Source organism: Spirulina sp. 06S082 (assembly GCF_034932145.1).
Taxonomy (GTDB): Bacteria; Cyanobacteriota; Cyanobacteriia; order Cyanobacteriales; family Spirulinaceae; genus CCY15215.
Genome location: NZ_JAYGHV010000026.1, coordinates 1 through 19799 on the forward strand (window position 1 = coordinate 1; position 19799 = coordinate 19799).

Here is a 19799-nt window from a genome sequence, read left to right on the forward strand (position 1 = left end):
AATATTCTTTCTCTTACCTCTGGTCTTTCTTCATTTCTCATCGCCTCTTGTAAATTTTTCTTTTCTTCTGGCGATAAACAGTTCTTGGCTGGCATTTTTTCTCTTTTCTCCAAATCTACTATCCTTAGTATATGTCACTTAGCCGCGTTTTAGCTTACTGTTTGGGTGACGGGACGACAGGGGATTGTCTTGCTGGTGAAGGCAACAGGGTGAGTCGGGGTGAGTCAGTCATGCTAAAACCATTAAAATATAAAAATGCCCTCAGTGAGATTCGATGATAGTGAAATCAAATATACCAACTTTAACCCTAGTAGTAGCGCTATCCCTTGCTGCTCCTGCATTCGGACATTCCGGCAGAACCAACAGTAAGGGATGCCATCAAGACAGCAGCACGGGCAATTCTCGGGTGCATCTCAAATTTGTAAAAACATCACGTGGGCAAAAATAGCTCTAAGAAAAAGTACCATTGAGGTAAGCACAGCGTAGAGAGAGGATTTTTAGCGTGTTCTTCTAGCTTTTCTTTTTCTTTTGGACTCGGGAAAATTACTAAGAAATATCGATCGCCAAAGGTAAAGCGGCATGAACAAAAGATAAAAGCGGTCCGGTTTGTTCGGTTCCATTTACGGCGAGGTCGCTGTGACAGAGATAGAGTTTTTCGTCTACCCGTGCCAATAAATCCCGCAAAACTCGTTCTAAGCGTTCTTTATCCATCTCTATATTGTCTTCTGGCATCCAAGGAAACCCCGACCAATCTTTGAGAAAGAGAGGAGAAGCAAATAAATTGGTAGAACCCCCCAGTTGCCACAGATTTGAGCCTACATCTAGCCAAAAATGCCAGCGATGGGAACGATGCAGCGATCGGTATTGAAAGATGGTGGCAAGGGTAATCGCGTTGGGTTCGATCGCCCCCCAAGGTCTAGCAGGACGAGCATTTGCGGTAATGGTACCTCGGCGCAGGAGTTGAATGAATTGGGCAATGGTATCGGTTTGCGATCGCCCTTGGGGTTCGTTTTGGCGCAGTCGGCGATCGGTTTCCCAAAAATGTCTGGCGGTTTCCATTAATTCTCGCAGGGCGGCCAGTTGGGGATAGGTTAAATTACTACCATTCCACAAAAAGTCTTTCATGGCGCGATCTAAAAGGGCGCGCGGGGTTTGTTGGCGGGCTTTGGCTGCTTCGATCCAATGGCGAATGCCCTCATAAGCGGTCATGGCGCGATGTCCGAGGCGATCCCAACGCGGATAGGTTTCTCCCGGTTTGAGGTGAGGATGGTCGATATGGAGATAGTAGCAGCGATCGGCGAGAATTCCCGCCCGGACGGGATCGATATCGGCAATAAAACGTCCGTCCCTGTCTTCTTCTTTATCTTCCCAACGCCGACTTAAGATAACTAGCATTTCCCCTACGGCCTCCCGATCTAACAAACGCCCTAAGCCGTCGTAAACGAGGGGGAGGAGGGTGAGAAGGGCGCGGACGAGGGGGGAACTAATGAGGGGTCGCTGTTCGTTGAGGGGTTCAATTTCGATGCCTCGTTGAGTGAGGATTTCGATTAGGGTGTAGCGGGCGATCGCGTCTAAACCGGGGGCGATAATGGCAATTTCTCGGGGTTCAATCTGTTTTTGTTGGATGGTATCGATAATAAATTCGGCGGTTTGACGCAATAAGGCTGCCCGAGAAATAGCTTGAAGGAGGGACACCGATGGGGGCAAACTGGGGAGGATGACGGGTTCGATCGCCAATTGAATCGCAATATCTGCCAGTTCTTCCGAGAGTCCCGAAGGCTGCTTTAATTCTTCTATCGTGTCGCAGCGATCGCTCAATTGGGACAGATAATTGGGGTCAGCATTGAGTCCCAATCTTGATTTCCCGTTGGGATTATAGGTGAAGGCGGCAAAAATACCCTCATCGAGGAAAAAAGTAAATAAATCTTTAGCAATGGCGGGATAATCGTCCGTATCGTCGGCGAAAATAGCTTGAAATCTGCGCCGCAGGTGTTTTTGGTAAATGGGATCGTCCAATAAATAGCGCCAGTAGAGTTCGTAAATAATGCCATAACTCAACAGTCCTCGTTCTAAGCACCACTGTCGCCATTGCAGTAATAATTTTCCCCGTAATTCGCTGGTTTGAGGTAATTTTTCCCACTCGGGTTCTGTATATCCCAGTTTTAACAGTTCGGGAATATCTTCGCAAGGAATACCGCTTGCCCCTGCGAGTTGCAATAGGTCTAAGGTTTGGCGAATGAATTTATATTCAGTTGTACCAACGGTTTGTAAGTTTTCCCGATCTAATGCCGATCGCCAGAGTTGGGTGGCCAATTCTTGTTCGGTTTCGGGACGCAACCGCAAGGGAAACTGTGCTTTTAGGTTTAAGCGTTGGAAGAGTAGCGGCCAAAATAAGGTGACTTCATCGGCAATAAAACCGAGGGGAGTTTTAGCAACGAGGGGATAACTGCCAGCGACTTCCCCCGCAAGGCGATCGGCTAAAGTACGACGGTTATTATCGTTGGCTGCAAAAATGAGAATGGCTGGAGTAATCGGCTGCAATTTCTCTTTGGGTAACAGGGGAGAATGTTTTTCTTGCAACCACTGCTTAAATTCTTGAACGAGACGAGTTGTTTTGCCACTGCGAGTTGTACCGACGATCCAAAGAGACATTTTTGAGATGGGTAATAGGTAATCGGTAATTGGTAATTGAGAACGGAATAATGGCGGTTGAGTTTGCTACCATACCACGTACAGCTTGTGGTTAGTCTTGTTTATCTTCTTGAGAAGAGAAATTGCAACATCATGAAATTTAAAAATATCATTCGCAATTCTAAGCGATGGTACTATGGTACTCCAGAACGCGCTCTTGATGAAGCCTATCGTGCAGCATTGAAAATTGAAGCGGTGGAAAACGACCATTTTCAAGGACAAAAGGTTTGTGCGGAAACTTGCGATCGCAGCGATCGCGTCTTGGCGTTATTTGAAAAGGAAGTCAAAAAATATTTAAAAAAAGCAAAGATTCGCTTGGCTGAATTTAATGCTACCCGAGACTGGCTCAACGATCCCGATGAATCCAGCCTATCCTATGCCGATTTGACTTCAATAGAACGTTCCTCAATTATTCTCGAAAAACTCGATTTTATTGATAAAGTTATTTCTAAATATGAAGCCCCTCAGCGATTGTCACCGGAGAAATTATCTGTTTCTTTAGTTGCAGCTAAAGAGATGAAACAACTCTCTCCCAAAAAATCAGAGTCTCGCAGTTTAACTAAACAAAAATTTGATAGTCAAAATCTAATTGAATCTATCGATATTGACAATAACAAAAACAATCTAGAAAGTGCAGTTAATAAAAGGGGAGTCGTTCCGCGATCGATTTTAAGTACTCTGAACCGAATTAAACGCGAAATTGGACCGAATGCAGAGGAATCCGAAGAAGAAGTCGTCGATAAATTTCGTCAAGATCGCAATCGAACTTCTCTTTCAATTAAGTTTTTATTACTTTTAATTATTATACCATTATTAACTCATCAATTAACAAAAACTTTTATTTTTAAGCCCGCGATCGCCCATAATTTCTTCAATCAACAAAATGAGGTTGTTTTTCTAAATAAAGATTTGCAAGACGAGGCTTTTGAAGAATTGGAAGAGTATGAAAGAACCTTAAAATTCAGCCGATTTTTAAAAATATCCCCCGAATTAAATCAAGAAGAAATCGAGGAAAAATTAAATTTAAAAGTTGAAGAATTAGCAGATAAATATCGCGATCGCGGTGCCGATGCCGTCGCGAATATTTTTGCCGATCTCGCTTCCGTCATTGCTTTTGGTTGGGTGATTTTTATCAGTCAGGAGGAAGTTAAAATACTTAAAGGTTTTATTGATGAATTAGTCTATGGGTTAAGCGATTCAGCCAAAGCATTCTTAATTATTCTTTTTACTGATATGTTTGTAGGATTCCACTCTCCTCACGGTTGGGAAGTAATTTTATCGGGAATCACGCGCCATTTTGGTTTGCCAGAAAGTCACGACTTTGACTTTCTCTTTATTGCCACATTTCCCGTCATTCTCGATACGGTTTTAAAGTACTGGATATTTCGTTATTTAAACCGAATTTCTCCTTCTGCTGTTGCGACTTATAAAACTATGAATGAATAGTTTTAAAAATATTAGAGAATTTTAATTTTGGCGATCGCCCAGTCACCTTGGGGTTCATCATTTTGCAGTCTTTCTCGCAAACAAGCAGCGCGATCGCGGATGCTTAAATGTTCTCTTTTGGCAATGGTTTCAGCGCGATCGGCAAAGGCGATCGCCTCCTGAATATCCCCTTCTGCTTCCGCCAATTTTGCCATCTCTAATAAAACTTTCGCCATTGCATCGGTGCGGCTAATTTCTTGACAAAGTTGCAAACAAAGTTGATAGTAAATTTTGGCTTGTTCTCCCTCTCCTTTGAGAAAATGCCAAAGTCCTAAATTCATAAGAGGATCGGCTTGATAATAGCGATATTGCGGGTATTTTTGCGAGATAAGGCGATATTTTTCCAGAGAGAGGGAAAGTTCTTGCTGACTTTTTTTCCAATTATTAAATTTTAAATAGATTTCACCCATACAATCGTGTAATTCTGCTTCTTGTAATGCCCATTTTACATCCGTCTCAAATAAATGTTGGTGGGCTTGAACTATTTCCTGCGATCGCTGATAATAGGCAAGAGCTTCCGATAATTTTCCTTGAGAATAATGCAATACTCCTAAATAGCGAATGAGTTTACTTTGCTCTCTTGTATTATTGATTTTTTGGTATTTTTCGATTCCTTCCTGAAAGTAGGCTTGAGAGGTTTTATAATATTTCCATTCCATTGAAATCCAGCCCATTTCTGCTAATAATTGTGCTGTAATCGCCAAATTTTGTAAGGTTTTCGCACATTTTAGGACAATATTACCGCAGAGAAAATAATCATTCCAGTATCCTCGTTCCCATAAGTCAGTGCTAACTTTTTCCCAGATTTCATAAAGGAGTTGCAAGGTGCGATCCTCTGCTGCTGAGGTTTGGCGATCGCCTTCTTCTCTCTCAGACAAACACAGTCTTTCGCATTGTTTCAAAATGCTATAAATATTTTTGCGTTCTTCCAGGATAGTAATATTAGTATTCATAGATTTTAATCATTAGATAATGTCGCCATCGAGATCGATATTAAATTTATATTTGGCAATATTTTCGATATCTTTTAAGGAAGGTTGCCAGCGATCGACTAAGTTGCTGCGAATACTATTTCTCACCCAAGGATGAAGACTATAGCGCCAATTTCCCAAACAATCTTTCTGATTTTCTAGTAAGTACCAACGGCGCAATTCTGTCAAAGCTGAAGGTAAATTTGTTTCCTCCACTTTCCCCACTTGAGAGATTTCTTCTCCTAAAATTCCTGCATCCATTTGTCCCATATAGCGTAAAATATTCCGAGATGATGGGTTAATTTGCTGCCATGCTGTATTCAGGCAAAATTTATAAAAAGTTTCTACTCGTCCTTTAGCTTGTTTAAGTTCCTCTAAAACGGGGTCGAGAGTGCGATCGTGGAGGACTCTACCGACGATAAAATGTAAGGCTAAAGGGGCACCACAAGACAGTTCGTAAATCGTGTGAAGTTGTTCGCGATCGGCTTCAAGTAGTGCAGGAATATTTTGATAGTTAGCTTCATCTCGCAAAAGTTCGCAACACCAATGCTCTTCCAGTCCTTGGATCGGTAACAATTTCACATAAGGAGGATTAGTTTGCAGGCGACTGGTGAGGAGGGCGCGACTAGGATTTAATATTTTAGTCAGTTTAGCGAGAATACTATCTACATCGGCAGTTTCGGCATTATCGAGGATAATTAAATATTTTTCTTCGCGGAGATGCTGTCTGACGCGATCGCTGGGACAATTGAGTTGAATGGCGAGTTGATGGAGAAATTGCCGCGAGTCCAAAATATCCGAGTCTGTTTCTGCACTGATGCGATCGCCTACTAATTCCGTTTGTCTGGCTGTCACCCAAAGCACATTAGCAAAAAGATGTCGTTTTAGAGTGGCTCGGGCAATTTGTCGTGCTGCTTCAGTTTTACCATATCCCCCAGGGCCACTTAAAGAGAGAATAGAAAGTTCTTGAGGGTCTGTGAGAGCATTAAGCACTTCTTGGATGAGGCGATCGCGTCCCCAGACTTTACGACAGCGTTTATCGGGGATGTAATTGAGTTTAGGGAGATTTTTGGGCGTTGCAATGGGAAGGTATTCTGGTGCCGCTACATCTTGCCAGTCTAAGGCGATCGCCTGACAAATCGCTTCAAAGTTATCGCGTCGGATGGGGGTTTGTCTCTGCCAAAATCGCTTCAGGGTAGTTTGAGAAACTTGCGCTTGTTCGCACCAAATCGAGGCATATTTATCCCATTTTCTCATCTTTCTAGCGCGATCGACGATTTCCAGTCCTTCGGTAGATGCTTTAACAGATGACATAGTAGTGACTCGGCTTAGACTCGCTTTATTTTACATTATTCTCTGCCTCGATTTTTAAAGATTTCCAGCAATCTGGCCAAAACTGACCCTTACTGGTGGTCTTTTGGGAGAATCGATTTGCGTCATCCTGAAGGGCAGACCTGAGATTTTTTTATGATTCGCGCTGGAGACTGCATAAAAATCCTCCAATTCTCCAGAGAAAGAAATAGGTAGTAAGGAAACTGATCATGGACGCATCTTTTTTAGACGAGACTTCGGTTTTAGGGGCGAGTTCCCCCAGTCAACTTGGCTTAGAACCCCCCAATACAATGATTCCGGCTGCAGCGCAAGATCGCTCCACATTAGCAGGAACTAGCTTACCGGGACTGGAGACGGGGTTAGAATTGGCATCGGAGTATGTGGAAACGACAAATAATTTTCTGCCCAACTTTACGGGTGGAGATTTAAGCAAATTATCGACTGTCACCTTGAAAACATCAGCGACAACTAACGATACAGATGGTGTCTATGATGCGTTAACAGGTCAGATTTATAAAGCCGATGAATTGGTCGGGGAGAATGATAGCCAGGTCATTTCTAGCGTCTCTCTCACAGAATCGATTTCCCCGAAACCTGTATTTAATGAAGGTGTCTTTACGGTGGGAAAAAGTGGAGAGGTGGGAATTGATTTCCTGTTTGATGGGGGTAAATACAAAGGAGAATTGGCAATTTTCAGTTTGGAGGGAATGGAGAAGTTTGAACTCGATTCCAAGGATTTTATCCAAGAAGCCGCAAATCGCGCATTGAGCAATTCAAAACGAGGTTATGTGGTGATTTCCGATCGCACTGAAGGGGCAAAATTTACGGGGGCTTTAGGGGAGAAAAAAAGTTGGAATGAGGGAGAATATCTGGGTGTTAAGTCTTTCTCGATGGATTCAGGCGATCGCTTTGGGGTGATGTTGATTCCCAATGGAACAGTGGCAAAAGTAGCCAAAAAACCGGCGATCGGTGGCGCACAAAGCCCCCTCTTTTCTCTAGGAACATCAAAATCCAAGGATGGATTGCACGGGGGACAAATTGCTGATGTGACGGGGGATGGTAATACTTTTGTTTTTGAAGATGTTCGTCCGGATCATCAATGGTTCGATCGCGATTACAATGACTTCATTTTCCAAATCCGAGGGGCAACGGGGAAAGCCGTTCAATTAGATGATGCGATCGATCCTCAGAAAGATTGGCTCGGGGAAGATTTAGCGAAAGAATTGATTGAGTATGCCAAAACTTACACGAGGTTGGAGGCGATCGCCGATCGACCTTTGGTGGGAGTTATCGATACGGGATTTAGCGGCAATAATCCCGATCTGGATTACACCAATATTACTTTAGGAACAGATTTTATTGATGGAGACAACAATCCGCTATTGAATGCAGGAGAAGGGAACGAACACGGCACCCACGTTCTGGGAATTATTGCGGCGGAACGGGATAATGGGATCGGTATTGATGGTATTGATGACGATGCGCCTTTGTGGGTGGGTCGTGCTATTGGTTCGGGTCAATGGGCTGCATCTTTGGTTGAGTTCGTTAATGCAGCGAAGGAGTCAGGACAGCCGAATGCGGTGGTTAATTTGAGTTTGGATTTAACGCAAGTGAATGCCGATGGCACGGTGACGACTCGTTATGAGTTTACCCCAGAGGAACGGGGCGCGATCGAATATGCCAGGCAAAATGGCGTTTTGATTGTTGCTGCTGCGGGGAATGATGGTGGTGTGATATCGGTGTTGGGTCAGGCTTCCCAGGAGTTTGATAATATTATTACCGTTGGCTCGGTCAATCAGACCGATGAAGCGTTTGAGCGATCGCCGTATTCCAGTTACGGTCGCGGTTTGGATATTGTCGCCGATGGAGGAACGATAGAGAATGGAGTTCTCTCGACGGTTGGGGATGGTATCGGTACGATGTCGGGGACTTCGGTAGCGACGGCGAAGGTTACGGGGGCAATATCGCAAGTTTGGGCGGCTAATCCAAATTTGAGTTACCGTCAGGTTATCGCGTTGTTAAAGAAGACCGCAACGGATTTAAACGTACCGGGATGGGATAGCGAAACAGGTGCGGGTTTGCTGAATATGGCTGCTGCTATCAATTTAGCTAAGGTGACGCAAGGGGAAGTTTACGATCCTGATGTATTGTTAAGTCCGGATAGTTGGAGCGGTGAAGGCATTTCTACTCCTAAAGAGCGCCCTGTAGAATTAGCTTATGCAGAGTCATCTGGTCGTAATTTTTACCAAGGATATCTTCATGATGGAAATCCTTACGATATGATTACAATTCACCCCGATCGCGATGTCGATTTGCAGTTTTCGATTGATACCTCTCAAGCAACAGCAACACTTTATCGAGTTCAAAACGGTAAATTAGAATTCGTCAAGAGTGCTACACCTCACCCAACTGCTTCGGTTGACTACGCTAAACTCGACCTTGATGAAGATGTATCCTACAGGCTCAAAATTGCTCGAAAGGGATCGAGTGATGTAGATGCTTACACAGTGGTACTAAATTTTGACGAGCAAAATCCAAAGACATCCAATTCAACAACAACTTGGGTTTCGCAAGAACGTTCTTCCACTGGCGGAAATGGAGGAGGTGGAGATGATAATGATTTTGATACAGCACGAGATTTAGGAACATTAACAGACCTGAAGACAATTTCCGATTGGGTTGGTGATAGTGACAATGAGGATTTTTTCAAATTCACACTCAGTGAAACAACTACGTTGAATCTTCTGTTGGACGGGATGACAGGTGATGCAGATCTGCGATTGTACGATTCTAATCAGGACAGGATGGAAAAATCAAATAACAAGAAGAATGCTCCTGATTCTATTGTCGTGGAAAATCTAAACGCTGGAACTTATTATGCTCAAGTTCAGCGTCGCTCTGGTGATGAGACAGATTATGATTTAACCTTTTCTATTCCATCAACTTCAATCGATCTTTCTTCATTAAAAGGAGTTCCTTCAGATTCAGGTGATTTTGTACGGATTTTAGAAAGTAGTAATGGAGTCAAAACTTACTACTATCAGAATGGGCATTTAGTCGTTCAGCCCAATGAAAATGAAGGTGCATGGTATCAATATGGTTCAGGAAATTCTAACGGTAATTCTCCAACAACGATTCCTAAATCTATTGAAATTGATGAATCAAAGGACTGGAAAACAGAAGTATTTACGTGGAATTCTATTGATGGACAGCCAACCAATATTCATCAAAACCTACAAAATCGTGAGGGTTTGAATTTGATTGGTACGATTAATTTGGGTTCTAATCAACGGACTTTTTCATGGGGTGAAACTCGCAATGGATTGGAAATTGAATCTACAACGGGTGGATTAGTAGATCGCAATGGTGTTTATCAAAATTTACCATCCGATAACTTCTTGATGAAGGCTTACACGAAAACTAATTTCACGAAGGGTATTGAATATGAATTCATGGCTCGTGGGGATGATGGTTATCAAATTTGGGCAAAACATCTTGAAAGTGGTGAATGGGAGGCAATTACACCAGAGAATGAATGGCAAAATAATCGTAGTGCAAAGACCCACGATTTTACTCCTGAGAATTCTGGTGAATATTATGTCGTTAACTACTACTACGAAAATCAAGGTGATGCAGGTTTTGGCATGAATTGGAAAGCATCAACGGGTCGTCTGGATGAGTTATTAGCGAAAGATCGCTTAACGACTCAGGAAATCAAAGAGTTCCGTAGTTTGATTGAACAACAGGTTACCGATCCTCAGCAGAAGGGGGACTTGTACGAAGAGCTACAAGGTAAAGTTGAATATCGTAGTCAGCGTGATAATCAAGCTACTTATTCAGATGGCACATTTATAGAAACTCGGGGTGGTCAGTTGTGTAGTTTAACTTCTTTGGCGATGGCTTTATCTTATCTTGGAGTTTCAATAGATGACTATGAAGGAGTTGAGGCTTTGGAATTAACTTCTGACACTCAATTTGAAGATGCTCTTAACCAATTTCGAGTCGAGGAAAATCTAGGAAACTATATTGCTATGAGAAGCTGGCTTCCTAATGCTATGCCAAAATTTAATGTCGAAACAGATTTATATAACAACAGTCTTGGGATAAAGGATCGCTCATGGTACGAGACGGAAGTTCAGCAAAAATTGCGTGATGGTCAGTCTGTGATCATTAGCACTAATGGTCATATTGTTCGATTACAAGCCATCACAGAAGATGGAATCATTGTCGATGATCCATATGGTCGTTCCTACCTAACAGGTTCAAGTGGCATAGAGTGGAGTCATTTGAATCATTTCCGTACATATGATACGGCTGGCGAAGATACACTATGGACTTGGAATGACTTAGCAAATTACAAAATGGCTTGGATTGCTTCTCTCAGAAAAGTTTGAGGACATTCACCCCGACCCCAAGCCCATAAACAACAACTCAAATGATCGCACCTCCTCATCCCCAGAAATGCGATCGCTTTTTTGGTTTCTGAAAGAATGCGATCGCGCCTTTCCTCAAAAATTGGTCATCATTGGGATAGAGTAGCGGAGAGTACAATAATGCCAAGCGCGATCGCGCTTTAACGCCAGCATTTGCAGAAAAGCGATCGCTTTAACCCAAATGTGGTAACATTAAATTGAGTGTAAATTTAATGCAATCCCCATCATGCTCAACCTGAGTCGCGATATTCAATCTCTATCTAACTTCAAACGCAATACATCTGAATTTATCGAACAGATGAAACAAACAGGAAACCCAATTGTATTAACCGTGAACGGTAAAGCAGAATTAATCGTTCAAGATGCAGTTTCTTATCAAAAGCTGCTAGATATGATGGAATACCTAGAAGCAATTACAGGCATTAAAGAAGGATTAGAAGACGTTAATGCCGGACGAACTCGCTCCTTAGAAGACTTTCAACAAGAAATGCAGCAAAAACATGGTATTTCAAGTTCGGATTGCTAGAAAGGCAGAAATTGAGATTGAAATGGCTTACGAATGGCTAAAAAAACGGAATGCCAACACAGCCGATCGTTGGTTTCGGGGATTAATGAACAAACTAGCAACACTCTAAGAAAAACCGCAAAGATGTTCTTTCGCAATTGAAAATGAGGTCTTTCCGGAAGAAGTACGACAACTGCTCTATGGCAAACGAAAAAATGCGTACCGGATTTTATTTGTAATTCGAGACGATACAGTTTATATCATTCACGTTCGTCACAGCAAACAAGCACCTCTAACGACTGAAGATTGGGAAGAGGAGTTATAAATTAATATCGATCGCCTTTCTTTTCCCCAGAAAGGCGATCGCGTTTTTGGTAAAATAATAGGAGAGGAAAATGTTTTGCGATCGCAAGTTAAAATGAGCGGAATTGACCGTTCGCTTACCCTCGAATGAGGCGATCGCACATCCAACAGTCAAATATTAAGAAATATCCTCATCTGATTCAAATAGATTTTCTAAATCTCTCGATCCATGTACGACTCGCAGAAAGAGTGATAATGTAGCGATTCATAAAAAGATTGATAACGACCGCTCTCTATTCTTGCGTGGATAAATTCGAGATGTTCGGGTTTGAATTGAATATTCATCGATTTATCGATTTATAAATACTCTCATTCTAACACAATATTTGCGATCGCCCCTCCCAACCCGAGCGATCGCATCTCTCGATCCCAGAAAGGCGATCGCTTTTTTAGGGATACAAGGTAATATAGAGCTATAATAACCTAGAATCTCATCTGCTTTTTAAAAGCAATGTCAGCTAAAGATATCTTTCATAATATAGTGCGAACTGCCTTAGAAAAAGATGGATGGATCATTACAAAAGATCCTCTATTTTTGAAATTGACTCAACAGTTTAAGATTAATATAGACCTTGGTGCTGAAAAGTTACTCGCCGCAGAAACAGAAACCCGCAAAATAGCAGTGGAAATTAAAAGTTTTGTGGGTCTATCAGCAGTTTCCGAGTTTCATACAGCGATTGGTCAATTTCTCAATTATCGGGTAGCATTAGAACAGTTAGAACCGGAACGAAAGCTGTACTTAGCCGTACCTACGGATATTTATCAAGATTTTTTTAGCGATTCGTTTGTACAGGCTGTTTTAGAACGGTATCAGATCGACGTAATGGTATTTCATGTTCAGAAACAGGAGATAACCTTATGGAAGGATTAAATTATCGCGATTTGGTTGAAAAAGTTATCAATCAACACGCTGGTGAACAATCTGAAGAAGACAAGGAAACTACAGAAATTGTTTTCGATCGCGATCGCGATCGCTATCTATTATTGAATGTGGGATGGCATGATGAAGAACGAATGTATGGATGTCCAATTCACATTGATATTAAAGAGGGAAAGATTTGGATTCAGCGCGATTTTACAGAAGAAGGATTAGCCAATCAGTTAATAGAATTGGGTGTTCCCAAAACCGATATCGTTTTGGGATTTAGAGCGCCTTACGTGCGTCAATTTACCGGATTTGCGATCGCTTAAGTTCTTATGAGAAAACAGAAAAAATTCACAGAACTCCTTGAAAAACTCGGAAAAGTTTCTCAAGAAGAAGCTGAAGTCATTTTAAAAAAACGAGAACAAGTCGATCCCGATGATGGTTTAACCCAAGATATAATAACCCATTTTCAACAACGCATTCAGGAGTACAAAAGTTGATTAGTGGGGACAAGAAGTGCAAGAGAAGATCAAAACTCTTCTCCTGGTTCGAGAATGCGTTGGAATAAATACCCCGTTCCTCGTGCAGTGAGAATCAATTCCGGATTGCTGGGATCGTCCTCTAATTTAGCCCGCAAGCGCGAGATATGCACGTCCACGACCCGCGTATCCACATGACGTTCGGGAGTATAACCCCAAACTTCTTGCAAAATCTCCGATCGCGAGAAGGCTTCCCCAGAACGACTGACCAACAATTCTAATAAACTAAACTCCATCCCCGTCAAGCGGATGCGTTCGTCTCCCTTGTAAACTTGTCTTTTATTGGTATCGATGCGAATCGAACCGACTTGAATGACACCAGAACTGGGGATCCCAGAAACGCCATTTTTATCGACTCGTCGCAGGACAGAACGAATTCTCGCTTCTAACTCCTTGGGAGAAAAGGGTTTGACTACATAATCATCTGCCCCCAATTCTAGCCCCGTAATGCGATCGGCTACATCCCCCAAAGCCGTTAGCATGATGATGGGAATATCGGATTCCTTGCGTAACTCCTGACAGACCCCATACCCGTCAAGTTTGGGCATCATGACATCCAAAACCACTAAATCGGGTTCAGTATTGCGGAAGGTTTCGATCGCCTCTTCTCCGTCCGCAGCCGTGACGACATCATAGCCAATCATGGAGAGGCGCGTTTCTAAAATACGACGAATGCTGGCTTCGTCATCAACAACAAGAATTTTTTCTTTATGAGTTTCCAAGGAATTAGGACTCCTTCTAAATCGCGAATTGAGTTTATTTAAGAGTTAAGACTTAATGCGCCAGGCGCTATTTTCCGCCTAACTTGTCTTTATAGAATATCCCCTATTGGCAAATTTCAGACCATAAGCCCTCAATTTTAACATTGGCTTTGGGAGTTTTTAAGATTTGCTTAAGTATTAAGATTTGTTTTATTTTTCAAATTTGATTGCAGGAAATCTGAGTACGGTTAAATGGTGATATAAACTCCGAACTTCTATTTGCCATGGCCAAGGCGAAAACAATTTATGTTTGTAACGAATGCGGTGCGGACTCACCTCAATGGTTGGGGAAATGCCCCAATTGCAGCATTTATGGTTCTCTCGAGGAACAAGTCATACCGTCGGGAAATACCAATAAAAGAACGGGATGGCAGTCTTCACCCCATCCTGGAAGCAAAAAAGGAGTCTCGGAACCGCGATCGTCAAAGCGATTTTCGGAAATCTCTGATGCTGGGAAAATGCGATTTCCTTCGGGTTATGGGGAGTTCGATCGCGTTTTGGGGGGAGGTCTGGTACCGGGGGCGTTAATTTTAATCGGGGGAGATCCGGGGATTGGGAAGTCAACACTTCTGCTGCAAACCGCCCATCAATTAGCACAAGAGAGAATTATTCTTTATGTGAGTGCTGAGGAGTCGGGACAACAGGTTAAACTGCGGGCATCTCGGTTAGGAGTGGGCATGGCAGATATCCCCGAAACTGAACAGATCGAGTCTAACGGCCATGGGCAGAAACCGCAGGGAGATACGGCAGAGGAAAACCTGTATGTTTTACCCGAGACGGATTTAGAGGAGATTATTAGAGAGCTAGAATCACTTAGGCCTTCTGCGGCGATTATTGATAGTATTCAAACCCTTTATTTTTCTTCTCTCTCTTCTGCGCCTGGTTCTGTGGCACAGGTGCGGGAGTGTACGTCGGCATTAATGCAGGTGGCGAAACGGGAGAATATTACCCTGTTAATTGTCGGTCACGTCACCAAGGAAGGGGCGATCGCGGGTCCGAGGGTTTTGGAACATTTGGTGGATACGGTGTTGTATTTTGAAGGCGATCGCTATGCCTCCCATCGCTTATTGCGATCGGTGAAGAATCGTTTCGGGGCAACTCACGAAATCGGTATTTTTGAGATGGTGGAACGCGGTTTACAGGAAGTAGCGAACCCCTCGGAGTTATTTTTGGGCAATCGGGAAGAATCGGCACCGGGGACGGCAACGGTGGTGGCTTGTGAGGGGACAAGACCGATCTTGTTAGAGTTACAGGCTTTAGTGAGTCCCACTAGCTACACCTCACCTCGGCGATCGACGACGGGAGTCGATTATAGTCGCCTGCAACAAATTTTGGCGGTATTGGAAAAGCGGGTGGGGGTGCCTTTATCGAAATTGGATGCTTATGTGGCTTCGGCTGGGGGGTTAGTGGTGGCGGAACCGGCTGTAGATTTGGGTATTGCGATCGCCGTGGTAGCCAGTTTCCGCGATCGCATTGTCGATCGCCGCACGGTATTAATTGGAGAGGTGGGTTTGGGGGGACAAGTGCGGTTAGTATCGCAAATGGAATTGCGATTGAAGGAGGCCGCGAAATTGGGATTTAAGCGAGCAATTGTACCCCAAGGACAGGCCTATGCTGACGATCTGGGGCTGGATATCATTCCGGTGAATAAGGTGATCGATGCGATCGTGGCTGCAATTCCTCCTCAACCGCGCTTTGGTAGTATGCCTGATCCTGATGAGGAGGAAGATTTTGAAGAAACCTAAATTATCGATCAATAGGTTCAATTGAAAAGGCGATCGCGCTTTATTTTGGAGAGAAAAAATAAATAATCCGAAAATTGGCAAAAATGTGCGAGATAATGATCGAGGCTTGTCGAGATTAGGAAAGGACTTTCATGGGAAAACTAGCACTGCTGAGTGTTTCTGATAAAACTGGAATTGTTGAATTTGCCCGTCAGTTGGTTGACGAGTTTGATTTTGAACTCCTCAGCAGTGGAGGCACCGCTAAGGTTATTCAAGATGCAGGAATTCCTGTTACTAAAGTTAGCGACTATACGCGATCGCCGGAAATTTTGGGGGGAAGGGTGAAAACGCTGCATCCTCGCATTCACGGGGGAATTTTAGCCCGTCGAGATATTCCCCAAGATTTGCAGGAATTAGAAGCTAATGATATTCGCCCTTTTGATTTAGTTGTGGTGAATCTTTACCCTTTTGAAGCAACCATTGCTCAAGCCAATGTTACTGTTGCAGAAGCGATTGAAAAGATTGATATTGGCGGTCCGACATTACTGCGGGCGGCGGCGAAAAACTATGCACATTTAACGGTTTTATGCAACGGCGATCGCTACGAAGATTATCTACAAGAACTTCGCAAGAATAGTGGGGAAATCTCTCTTGAATTTCGCCAGAAAAGGGCGATGGAAGGGTTTATGATGACGGCGGCTTACGATCGCGCTATCTCGACTTATTTTGCGGGTTTAAATGAAACAGAAGCGCCTTTTTCTCTCTTTGCAAAACCGTTACAAACGCTACGTTATGGCGAAAATCCCCACCAAAAAGCAACCTGGTATCAAACAGGAGAACAAGGCTGGACGATCGCGGAAAAATTGCAAGGAAAAGAACTCAGTTACAACAATTTAGTCGATTTGGAAGCAGCCAGACGCATTATTAAGGAGTTTACAGTTGAACCTGCTGCTGCTGTTTTAAAACATACCAATCCTTGCGGCGTTGCGATCGCATCCAGTCTCTCAGAAGCCTACGAAAAGGCATTTAATGCGGACTCTATTTCTGCTTTTGGTGGCATTGTCGTCCTTAATCAACCCATTGATGTTCCTACAGCTAAAGCATTGAAAACAACGTTTTTAGAATGCGTTGTCGCCCCCGGTTGCGATGAAGAAGCAAAGGCAATTCTCAGGAAAAAATCTAAATTGCGAGTGTTAATTCTACCGAATTTTAATGAAGGAGCATTGACAACCGCTAAAGTTATTGCTGGAGGAGTTTTAGTACAAGCCGCCGATGAAATTGTAGACGATCGCGACAGTTGGGCGATCGCCACAGAAAAGCAACCCAGCGAGGAAGAATTAGCAGAGATGTTGTTTGCTTGGAAAGTTGCCAAGCACGTTAAATCAAATGGCATTGTAATTACCCGCGATCGCGTTACTGTGGGAGTAGGTGCGGGACAAATGAATCGCGTCGGTGCCGCCAAAATCGCCCTAGAACAAGCAGGAGAAGCCACACAAGGTGCCTGTCTTGCCAGTGATGGTTTCTTCCCCTTTGATGATAGTGTAAGGACTGCTGCTGCAGCCGGAATTAAAACAATTATTCAACCCGGTGGTTCAATTCGAGATAAAGACTCGATCGCCGCCGCGAATGAGTTAGGATTGGTGATGGTTCTCACGGGAGTTCGCCACTTTTTACATTAAATTTCAAGAGACAACGAGGAAGAGAAAAAATATTTTTTCTTCCTCAATAATTAATAACTGATAATTGGTCATCGATCGTTGATAACTGTTATTTCTGCAAATCGTTTTCTATTTGGGATGTTGTTATTATTAGTGCTAACAGCGTTAATATTAGCAACACCTTTTGGTTCGGCCGGACAGTGTTTGGCATCATTGAGCATGATTATTTTACTTGGGTTTATTTTCCCCAAGACTGTTGGTATTTTTCTCCAAGATTCCCGCTTTAAAACCCCTCCTCCTTGGAAAACTGCGATCGCCTTAACCATATTAGATTTAACGGTGACATTCGGATTAGTTCTCTTTTGGGGAACTTTAATTGCACTCTATTTCCCCGATTATTTGGCACGATTAGAAGTCTTTGCACGGGAAACTCCAGCAGGAACGATCGAACAAGTCTTTATTTTTATCAGTGGCGCTATATTTGTTCCTCTGTACGAAGAATTTGCTTTTCGCGGTGTTGCTTTACGCGCTTACGAAAGGGCGCGATCGCCAATTTATGCTGCACTTTTAACCTCGTTTATTTTTGCCCTAGTTCACGGAACATTAATCCAATTGTTAGCCTTTATTCCAGGCTCATTTCTCCTGGCGCGATGCGTCCAAAATCGAGGCAGTTGGTGGTTAGCGGTGATTCCTCATGTTGTTAATAACGGACTCATCTTTGGCGTTTTTCCCTTTCTTCCCCCTGAACTGGAAGAAGAAGACCCGCAGTTAATAGTAGGAATTCTGGCTCTTATTATTGCAATGATAGCCTTTGCGATCGCCGCACATTGGCTAAAAGTTTTTCGAGTGAAAAAAGCAGAGATAAACCTTAAGACGAGAGAATTCATTTGGACTCCGGCTTTAATGGCTACGATCTTTTTTGGAATCTATATGGCAATTTTTACAACATTTGCACCTTTAGACTCCGAACAGATTTCGAGATCGATCGGAATGTTAGGATAGTTCCCAAGGGTAATCGAGAGTTAAAGTAAAATAATGTGGAAAGAAATTGCAGCAAAAATCTCAGAAATAACAGGAGAATCCTTTGAGATTACCGCTCATCGTTCGATCGGGGGTGGGTCCATCAACCAAAGCTATTGCGTTAGCGATCGCGATCGCGCCTACTTCGTCAAAATCAATCAAGCCAATCAAATCGAAATGTTTGCAGCAGAATATATGGGATTGCAGCAAATGTATGAGACCCAAACTATTCGCATTCCTCAGCCCTTATGCTACGACATCGCGGGAGAAAACAGCTTTATTGTCATGGAATGGCTGGAATTTGGACGAGGGGATAGTCGCGCTTGGGAATTGATGGGAAAACACCTCGCCAACCTGCATCAAAGCCAAGGAAGCGATCGCTTTGGTTGGACTCGCAATAATACCATCGGTTCTACCCCCCAAATGAATCCTTGGAGTGAAAATTGGGGGCAGTTTTTTGCCGAACAGCGCATCGGCTTTCAATTACGTCTCGCTAAACGACGCGGTGGAAAATTTCCCAATACTGAACAAGTCGTCACCAGAGTGAAAGAAATTTTAGCATCTTGGCAACCCCAACCCTCCCTCGTTCACGGCGATCTCTGGTCGGGAAATGCAGCCTGTACCGTAGACGGCGAACCCGTCATTTTAGACCCGGCGACATATTGGGGCGATCGCGAAGTCGATCTCGCCATGACAGAACTTTTCGGAGGCTTTCCCGCCGCCTTTTATCGCGGTTATAATCAAACTTGGCATCTCGATCGCGGCTACGAAGGGCGCAAGTCTCTCTATAATCTTTATCATGTTCTCAACCATTTTAACTTGTTTGGTGGCGGCTATGAATCTCAAGCCAGTACAACCATTACTAGGCTTTTATCCTAAGACCGTTTAGCAAATTACCCAGAGAACCGAACTTCATCGCCTCCCTAATTTTGTTATTCTTAATGCTGTTAAGATGTGCTAAAACGCGATCGGCGATCGCGAGTTCCCACCAGCTAGGCAAGAAGTTCTATATTAATAACATTTTAAGAGGAGACTGCTGTTGATGGCATCGACTGACTTCAAAGACTATTACGCCATCCTCGGGGTGAGCAAAACATCAAGTGCAGAGGAGATTAAAAAATCCTTTCGCAAACTCGCGCTTAAATATCATCCCGATCGCAACCCCGGCGATCAAAAAGCAGAAGCTCGTTTTAAAGAAATCAGCGAAGCCTACGAAGTTCTCTCCGATCCCGACAAACGCAAGAAATACGACCAATTTGGGCAATATTGGCGACAAGCCGGTACCGCAACCTCCGGCGGGGGTTTTGGACGCACTCCCGCCGATTTTGGTAATTTTGATTTTGGTCAATATGGTAGTTTTGAAGAATTTATCAACGATTTATTAGGAGGTTTGGGGGGAGGAAGCACGCGACCGCGCACTTATCGCACCACCACCGCCAGACCGCAAAAAAA

At 43.4% G+C, this 19799-nt stretch carries 18 protein-coding genes and 1 pseudogene; 14 read left to right on the forward strand and 5 right to left on the reverse strand.

Annotated elements, in window-relative coordinates; all coding sequences use genetic code 11:
- Positions 1-131 precede the first annotated feature (131 nt).
- Together VB714_RS03940 and VB714_RS27310 are read left to right on the forward strand one after the other, a co-directional pair.
- Positions 132-278 carry a hypothetical protein gene (locus tag VB714_RS03940; RefSeq protein WP_323221391.1) on the forward strand — a complete coding sequence of 49 codons (147 nt, stop codon included), beginning with the start codon at positions 132-134 and terminating at the stop codon, positions 276-278.
- Entirely contained in the window at positions 275-448 is a 174-nt protein-coding gene (locus VB714_RS27310; protein ID WP_416309598.1) for a YHYH domain-containing protein, read from the forward strand. The genes VB714_RS03940 and VB714_RS27310 overlap by 4 nt, the downstream gene beginning before the upstream one ends.
- Before the next feature lie 98 nt (positions 449-546).
- On the opposite strand, the gene VB714_RS03945 is transcribed toward VB714_RS27310, so the two are convergent.
- Positions 547-2652 (reverse strand): recombinase family protein, encoded by a 2106-nt coding sequence (locus tag VB714_RS03945; RefSeq protein ID WP_323221393.1) that lies wholly within the window; start codon positions 2650-2652, stop codon positions 547-549.
- Between the two features lie 132 nt (positions 2653-2784).
- Here VB714_RS03945 and VB714_RS03950 point away from each other — a divergent pair, with 132 nt between their 5' ends.
- On the forward strand, positions 2785-4137 hold the full coding sequence (locus tag VB714_RS03950; protein ID WP_323221395.1) for a proton extrusion protein PcxA: 1353 nt from the start codon (positions 2785-2787) through the stop codon (positions 4135-4137).
- Between the two features lie 11 nt (positions 4138-4148).
- On the opposite strand, the gene VB714_RS03955 is transcribed toward VB714_RS03950, so the two are convergent.
- A complete protein-coding gene (locus tag VB714_RS03955; protein ID WP_323221397.1) occupies positions 4149-5129 on the reverse strand; it encodes a tetratricopeptide repeat protein in 981 nt (326 codons plus the stop codon).
- A gap of 12 nt (positions 5130-5141) precedes the next feature.
- On the reverse strand, positions 5142-6461 hold the full coding sequence (locus VB714_RS03960) for an NB-ARC domain-containing protein (RefSeq protein WP_323221399.1): 1320 nt from the start codon (positions 6459-6461) through the stop codon (positions 5142-5144).
- Between the two features lie 227 nt (positions 6462-6688).
- On the opposite strand from VB714_RS03960, the gene VB714_RS03965 reads away from it, so the two are divergent.
- The 3 genes and pseudogenes from VB714_RS03965 (at position 6689) to VB714_RS27315 (ending at position 11742) form a co-directional block, all read left to right on the forward strand.
- Positions 6689-10873: a S8 family serine peptidase gene (locus tag VB714_RS03965; protein ID WP_323221400.1), complete on the forward strand. Its 4185-nt coding sequence runs from the start codon at positions 6689-6691 to the stop codon at positions 10871-10873.
- A 265-nt stretch (positions 10874-11138) separates the two neighbouring features.
- Positions 11139-11438, forward strand: a complete 300-nt coding sequence (locus VB714_RS03970; protein ID WP_204106574.1) for a type II toxin-antitoxin system Phd/YefM family antitoxin — start codon at positions 11139-11141, stop codon at positions 11436-11438.
- A pseudogene (locus VB714_RS27315) lies at positions 11413-11742 on the forward strand (type II toxin-antitoxin system RelE/ParE family toxin). The gene VB714_RS03970 and the pseudogene VB714_RS27315 overlap by 26 nt, the downstream one beginning before the upstream one ends.
- On the opposite strand, the gene VB714_RS03980 reads toward VB714_RS27315, so the two are convergent.
- Positions 11737-11895, reverse strand: a complete 159-nt coding sequence (locus VB714_RS03980) for a hypothetical protein (protein WP_323221404.1) — start codon at positions 11893-11895, stop codon at positions 11737-11739. The pseudogene VB714_RS27315 and the gene VB714_RS03980 overlap by 6 nt on opposite strands.
- A 336-nt stretch (positions 11896-12231) precedes the next feature.
- Between VB714_RS03980 and VB714_RS03985 the strand changes: the two genes are divergently transcribed.
- The 3 genes from VB714_RS03985 to VB714_RS03995 are packed head-to-tail and all read left to right on the forward strand — an operon-like array spanning position 12232 to position 13145.
- Positions 12232-12651: a XisH family protein gene (locus VB714_RS03985; RefSeq protein ID WP_323221406.1), complete on the forward strand. Its 420-nt coding sequence runs from the start codon at positions 12232-12234 to the stop codon at positions 12649-12651.
- The gene (locus VB714_RS03990; protein WP_204106570.1) at positions 12639-12971 is read left to right on the forward strand and encodes a XisI protein; all 333 of its coding nucleotides are present in this window, start codon (positions 12639-12641) and stop codon (positions 12969-12971) included. Before VB714_RS03985 ends, VB714_RS03990 begins: the two co-directional genes overlap by 13 nt.
- Positions 12972-12977: 6 nt before the next feature.
- Positions 12978-13145: a hypothetical protein gene (locus VB714_RS03995; protein ID WP_323221409.1), complete on the forward strand. Its 168-nt coding sequence runs from the start codon at positions 12978-12980 to the stop codon at positions 13143-13145.
- Positions 13146-13174: 29 nt separating this feature from the next.
- Here VB714_RS03995 and rpaB read toward each other — a convergent pair whose 3' ends face one another.
- Positions 13175-13906, reverse strand: coding sequence for a response regulator transcription factor RpaB (gene rpaB / locus VB714_RS04000; RefSeq protein ID WP_204106568.1), 732 nt, complete (start codon positions 13904-13906; stop codon positions 13175-13177).
- Positions 13907-14169: 263 nt separating this feature from the next.
- Between rpaB and radA the strand changes: the two genes are divergently transcribed.
- The 5 genes from radA to VB714_RS04025 all read left to right on the forward strand — a co-directional run.
- Positions 14170-15690, forward strand: coding sequence for a DNA repair protein RadA (gene radA / locus VB714_RS04005; RefSeq protein ID WP_323221411.1), 1521 nt, complete (start codon positions 14170-14172; stop codon positions 15688-15690).
- 131 nt (positions 15691-15821) lie between these two features.
- Entirely contained in the window at positions 15822-17348 is a 1527-nt protein-coding gene (gene purH / locus VB714_RS04010; RefSeq protein ID WP_323221414.1) for a bifunctional phosphoribosylaminoimidazolecarboxamide formyltransferase/IMP cyclohydrolase, read from the forward strand.
- A 117-nt stretch (positions 17349-17465) separates the two neighbouring features.
- Positions 17466-18329, forward strand: a complete 864-nt coding sequence (locus VB714_RS04015; RefSeq protein ID WP_323221416.1) for a type II CAAX endopeptidase family protein — start codon at positions 17466-17468, stop codon at positions 18327-18329.
- A gap of 33 nt (positions 18330-18362) precedes the next feature.
- Positions 18363-19226 (forward strand): fructosamine kinase family protein, encoded by an 864-nt coding sequence (locus tag VB714_RS04020; RefSeq protein ID WP_323221418.1) that lies wholly within the window; start codon positions 18363-18365, stop codon positions 19224-19226.
- Between the two features lie 163 nt (positions 19227-19389).
- Positions 19390-19799, forward strand: a 410-nt coding sequence (locus tag VB714_RS04025) for a DnaJ domain-containing protein (protein WP_323221420.1), incomplete at its 3' end; no start/stop codon positions are given.